This window comes from Pseudomonas sp. FG86 (assembly GCF_057808775.1).
This window is the reverse complement of sequence record NZ_JBMDIS010000163.1, coordinates 1-5,859: the sequence shown is the minus strand read 5'-3', so window position 1 is coordinate 5,859 and position 5,859 is coordinate 1. Positions and strand designations below refer to the sequence as shown.

Sequence of the window (5,859 nt, the reverse complement as noted above, 5' to 3'; positions counted from 1 at the left end):
CCCCCCCCCCCCCCCCCCCCCCCCCCCCCCCCCCCCCCCCCCCCCCCCCCGCCCCTCCCACATTTTGATCTTTGGCATTACGACTTTCGGGGTTTGATCCGCGCGGTCGGCTCGGCTATCAGCGGGTCGTCCGGCCAGTAATGTGAGCTATCAAATTACGTTCCTTCGATTGACACCGCCAAATCGCCCGTAATCCCTACCTATGATGCTATTTCGGCGACTCCCCATTGACCGTCAAACTCACCCCCATTGATTGACAAAAACTGACGCCAATCAAGAGAAGGTTTGACAGGTGTACCAGAGCACGTCAGGTCTTACAGCACAAAATGTTTGACACTGAACATTCGGCCCACTACTCCCGAATGCAATCAAACAGAGTTTGAACCTGCGTCCCTGAGCGCCCGCCATGCCCAGATCTTTTCTTCAGCGCCCCTTGAAAGGGTGACGCACGTCCCCATTTCTCTGTGAACGCCCCCGCAACCTCTTCGCAAGGGAATGCTCACCATCATGACTACTGGGAAGTTGATCGATCGCTTTGAAGGGCCGTCAGGCCGCGCCGTTCTTGAGGAAGTACTGCTTGAGCAGAAGCTGGTACTCGGAAATCAAGACCTAGCACGCCGCCTCGCAGAGGTAGGAACGCTGGAGGAGATCGCTAAGGATGCTGTGCTCATTACCGAGGACGCGGAGGACTCCGAGGTTTATTTCATCATCACAGGGCATTTCCAGGTGAAGGTCCATGATCGTGAAGTCGCAACACGAGGGGGCGGCGATCACGTCGGAGAAATGGCTGCTCTGGTCCCAACAGCGAAGCGCTCTGCTACTGTACTGGCCACCGAGCCCTCGATTGTCTTGAAGGTCAGCGCGGCAGACTTCAAGTCCATTGCGGACGCGTATCCCTCGGTTTGGCGACAGGTCACTCGGCAACTGGTCGATCGACTACACCAGCGAAACGACATGGTGCTTCCTGCCCATCAGTCATCCCACGTATTCATCATTTGCTCGGTCGAGGCACTCCCTATTGCCCGGGCAATCGAGAATAACCTTGAGCACGACAAGTTCTTCGTAAAGACCTGGACACAAGGCGTTTTCCGCGCATCGCAGTACGCCCTTGAAAGCCTCGAAGAGCAACTGGACGAGTGCGATTTTGCCATCGCAATCGCACAGCCGGACGACTCCGTCACAATGCGCGAGGAAACCAAGAATACGCCGCGCGACAACGTCATTTTCGAGCTTGGCCTGTTCGTAGGACGACTTGGCAGGGCACGAACCTTCCTTCTTGAGCCTAGGGGTGACGAGGTACATCTGCCGTCAGATCTGAAAGGGCTGACAACCATCGGATATCGCCTAACGAAAAGTGAAGACCAGCTGCCCTCCAGCCTATCTCCAGCCTGCAATCAGCTACGCACCATTTTCAACAAGCTAGGACCGAAGTAACGGATATCTGTCAACAAGCAAATTTGGCATGCGCTTGCCTACCGCATTGCAGCGCGCCCAATCACCCGAAGGAGTGATCGATGAGCAAGAGCTGGAACCATGATCGCGCTGCAAAACACATAGACCAGAAGATCGCTGATGTTGAGGAAATCACCATCAAGGATTACGTGCGCGACATGTCGTTGGAATCGATTCCTACCAGTACCGCGTACCGCGTGGATGGGGTCCACATGTATGCGGACATCATGAATCTCGAGGACATGCTGAACATCACTGCAGTCGAGGGCACAGAGTGTCACAAGCGCACGCTGCGCTTTCTTGACCAGCACTACCGGGCAGTCAAGCGAATTCTCAACAAGGTTGATGCGCGCCGCGTCGACTTCCACAGTCAGCGGCTGCACTCCCTTTTCACTAAGCCGTACAACACTGAGTCCGGCGCTGAGACCAAGCGTGTTCAACGCGCCGTTGCGACTGCGCAATTGATCATTGACGTGCTTGCAGAGACGGGCGACGACGATGAGCAAATCCCAGCAGCCAAGGTTCGAATTGGCATCGATACCGGCCTAGCTCTTGCTGTAAACAATGGCCGCAGCGGGTACCGCGAACCCTTGTTCCTGGGCGATCCAGCGAACCATGCCGCGAAACTGGCCAGTAATAACAAGGCCAGGGGTATCTATCTGACCAACAATGCTCGTAAGGCCATCGGCCTTGCGGAAAGCGATGAGCCGGAAAAATCTGCCCTAACCGCGATAGAGATCAAGGCATGTCAGGATGCGGCCAAGCTGGATGTCACGTCCGACGAGATCGTCGAGGAGTGGCGTGAGGATCTGAAAAAGAACCCCATTGGCGGTTACCAGTTTTCCCGCCAAACCCCACCCCTGCGTGATATGGACATTTACTCGCTGACTCCGGCCAACTCGAAGCGACAGGAGATGGTGAGCCTCTACGCCGATATTGATGGCTTCACAGCCTACGTGGCCGATCACATCAACGAGAAGACCGACGATGTCGTGCGGACTTTGCATGTCATCCGCTCCGAGCTGGAGCGGGTCGTGACTTCCGACTTCGAAGGGCGCCGGGTGCGCTTCATCGGAGACTGCGTGCAAGCCCTATCCTGTGACGGCACCGCGCATACTACTGACGAAGAGAAGTCAGTATCCGAGGCCACACGGCTAGCAGGTGCACTGCGCAGCAGCTTCAATCTCGCAATTGAGCGGCTGAACGCCGAAGGTATTGAAACCGGCGACCTCGGCCTCGCGATTGGCTTCGATCTGGGCCCAATAGCCGTCACGCGCCTGGGCGCCAAGGGTAATAGAGTTAGGTGCGCTATCGGGCGTAGCGTGATCGAGTCTGAGAAACGCCAATGCGCGTGTTCGGGGGTGGAAACCGCGATCGGGCAAGTAGCTTACGACGCAGCATCGAAAGCTGTGCAGAACCTGTTTGGGAAGAGTCGTAAGACATCACACCTGGACTACAACGAAGCTACCGAAGCCCTGGCAGATGATGGGGACGCATCTGCGAAGCAAGCTCGCTCGGAAGCCTATGCGGGTTCCGCCGCCATCATTCGCGCAGATGAGCGTCAGGTGCAGCCCCACTCCCGCCAGAAAGTAGACGGCAGCCGTTGAGCACAGCGCTCGACCTGATTGCACAGGTCGCCCCAGATTTCGGGGGTACCTGTGTAACATCCGTTCCGCAGACAGCAACGCTTGATCTTCCGATTCGGCTGGTGGACGGGAGAACGCTCCCCTACAAGCTGCATTTACGCCAAGACGGTGAATGGATAGAAGCACGCGAAAGCACACCACATCACTTGCCAGGCTTTTGCCCGGAACGGCACATCAATTATGATGGTACGTTCTGTCTGTTTTACGCGGGCGCCAATCCGCTTCCTGTCTCAGACGAGCCGTCCGCTCGTGCCTGGCTTGAGACAATCTACAAATACCTAAAGCTTCAAGAGCGCGCTCGCACTCTGCGCAGATGGCCGAATGGTTCCGCGTGGGCACACGGCGACGCAGCTCGACATCAACTGCGAGCGCAGAAGGCTGCGAGCGCAATCAGTGGCAAAATCGCTAACGATCTTGCGGTAAATCAGCTAGGGCTCAAGCGCAGAAAGTCCAAAGAGCGACCTATCTTGGATGTGATCTCCGGAACAGTGCCTTTGTTTAGCGTGTGGGAAAAGTCCCGGCGGGTAATCAACCAAAAAAGGCGCTGCTTCTGCGGCCTGTATGGACGCCGCCGTCCTAAACGAATTCGACGCTGCCATGACCATGCAAAGCAGGCTACCGAACTGGCTTTCGCATTGCGGGACTGGGAAGAGGCTGAGCGGCAATATTGGGACTCCATGCACGGCAAGCCTTGCTGTGGTTCCTGCGATAGCTGCCCACTCAGCCCATAAGTCCCGGTGTAATTCGGGCTGGTCCCCAGGCGAGTCGGCATCTGGACTAGCAGCCCGCCGCTCATACCGGGGACGTTTCGTCTGATCAGGCAACTGGCAGGAGCAACAACAGGATCTTAACCCTGAGCAGTCGAAGGCCATGATGACCGGCCGGTACCCCGTTTTTAGTACTTGGCAGAAGTAACGGCCAGGCCACGGGGGCCTACCTCAAGATGCTCCTAAAAGAGAAAATAAATTAATGTACGCCAGGGCTTCCAGCCCCTCCCCTTCGAACATAACATCACGTCACGTTACAAACCTAAGCCAGGTGCCCATGCCTATGAAAACTAGCAATCGCGTTGTGATCGAGGTTGATCCTGCCCAAAAGCAGCAGATCTACGCCGCACTCAAGGCGCGTGGGTTGACCATGCGTGAGTGGTTTCTGCAGCAGGTGAGTCAGGAGCTTTCCATTCCGCAGCCCACCCCACCCTCCAGTCAGTCGAGCAACGATTAAGTATTTCTCAGGGAGTCGAGCAGATGCTCAAGACAGTCAAGCAGGCATGCACATTCAACCCCATCATTCGCGACTACCCAACTAGGCGAAGAGGAAGCCATCAAGCCCTACTGGGTCAATGGCCCTCGCGCGGTCGATCAGGCTGGCTGGAAGAAAATTATCGGGGACAAACCGACCCTGATCATGCTCGATGAGTTGCCGCCCTACCTTGAAAACGCGAGCACTACTGTCATCGGCGGCGGTACGCTGGCTACCGTGAGCACCTACACACTCAGCTGCCTGATGAGCGCCGCTCTGGAGTTACCGCGTTGCTGCATTGTGATTGCCAACCTATCCGGCAGCTATGTGGCTCAGACCAAGGCAATTGCCGAAGCAATCTCTAACCTCCAGCAAGAAGCCAGTCGCCAAGCGAGCACCATCACCCCCGTGCAGTTGGCGGGTACCTGTTCATCCCTAGCGCCTCTCCGCCTTGATGCTGGCAGATTCAGTCTGGCCTCGCGGTTCGACCTACCGAAATATCGGCGGTTACATTGTCCCCAGAGCTTCAGACCCGGCTGTTACCGGCCACGCCTGTCTGGGTAGGGAACGAGTGGTGGAACAGTCGGTTCCGTCGGGCGTTAACCTGCGGAACAGAAACCCATGCGACTTTCAGGTCGCACTGCCGAAATGGTGAGTCGGCCGCGGGAACTGCCCCCGCAGCCGCTCGCAGAACCGTACGTGACACTCTCGCGTCATACGGCTCCCGTTATCCAACCTTGCTGCCCGGTCACTCGCCAGTGATGAAACAGCCGGGGTACCACAGTCCGCATCTTGTCCAGCCATTGGCTAATGCGCCGCTTGCGCCTATGAAGGGCCTTGTATTTTCGTCGGGCCCAGCGTTCAAGCGCGCGGTCAATGTGCTGGAAGATGCCAAGCATGGCTGTCCGATAGAACGAGCCATAGTATTGCCACCACCCCTGTATCACTGGATTGTAGAGCCGAGCCACGTCGACCAGCGTCACGTGGGTTTGGCGATTGAGTCGCCACCTGCGTACCGCTTGCCGCATCCGCTTTAAGGCATCCGCACTCGCTCCCGGAAGGAAGCTCGTGAAGAGCTGGTCTTGTTTGCTGAGCGCCTTCCTCGGCCTAAAGGTGAAGCCGAGGAAGGTAAAGCTCACATGCGGATAACCTGCGCGACGGTTACTGTCCTTGCAGTACACGACTTTCGATTTCTCCGGGTGCATCGTCAAGCCACAGGCAGCCAGCCGTGAAGCAATGGAGCGCATCACGTACTCCGCTTGCTTTCGACTGCGGCAGTGCACCACCGCATCATCGGCGTAGCGGGCAAACGGGCAGTTGGGGCTGGTACGTTGCATCCAGGTGTCGAAGGCATAGTGCATGAACAGATTCATCAGGAGGGGACTGAGCACTCCACCTTGCGGGGTGCCGCGTTCGCGTGGGACGCGCATGCCGTCATCCGTTTCGAACGGCGCAACCAGCCACCTGTAGTGGTCAACTAATCCCGGACACGACGTTAAGTTTTTTCTCGGCCTGAGCC

5 protein-coding genes are annotated in these 5,859 nt (G+C 57.0%); 4 read left to right on the top strand and 1 reads right to left on the bottom strand.

Annotation, left to right across the window (positions count from 1 at the left end):
* Window positions 1-507: 507 nt before the first annotated feature.
* The 4 genes from pycTIR to ACODSV_RS35800 all read left to right on the top strand — a co-directional run bounded on the left by pycTIR (window position 508) and on the right by ACODSV_RS35800 (window position 4,322).
* Entirely contained in the window at window positions 508-1,434 is a 927-nt protein-coding gene (pycTIR, locus tag ACODSV_RS35815) for a Pycsar phage resistance system effector protein PycTIR (RefSeq protein ID WP_010562503.1), read from the top strand.
* Window positions 1,435-1,514: 80 nt separating this feature from the next.
* Window positions 1,515-3,059 carry a Pycsar phage resistance system uridylate cyclase PycC gene (gene pycC, locus ACODSV_RS35810; RefSeq protein ID WP_003127475.1) on the top strand — a complete coding sequence of 515 codons (1,545 nt, stop codon included), beginning with the start codon at window positions 1,515-1,517 and terminating at the stop codon, window positions 3,057-3,059.
* Window positions 3,056-3,829, top strand: a complete 774-nt coding sequence (locus ACODSV_RS35805) for an E2 domain-associated cysteine-rich protein (protein ID WP_073624886.1) — start codon at window positions 3,056-3,058, stop codon at window positions 3,827-3,829. The genes pycC and ACODSV_RS35805 overlap by 4 nt, the downstream gene beginning before the upstream one ends.
* A 319-nt stretch (window positions 3,830-4,148) precedes the next feature.
* Window positions 4,149-4,322 carry a hypothetical protein gene (locus ACODSV_RS35800; RefSeq protein WP_016712140.1) on the top strand — a complete coding sequence of 58 codons (174 nt, stop codon included), beginning with the start codon at window positions 4,149-4,151 and terminating at the stop codon, window positions 4,320-4,322.
* Window positions 4,323-5,053: 731 nt separating this feature from the next.
* Here ACODSV_RS35800 and ACODSV_RS35795 read toward each other — a convergent pair.
* The coding region (locus tag ACODSV_RS35795; protein WP_489044993.1) for a reverse transcriptase domain-containing protein at window positions 5,054-5,859 on the bottom strand (806 nt) is incomplete at its 5' end.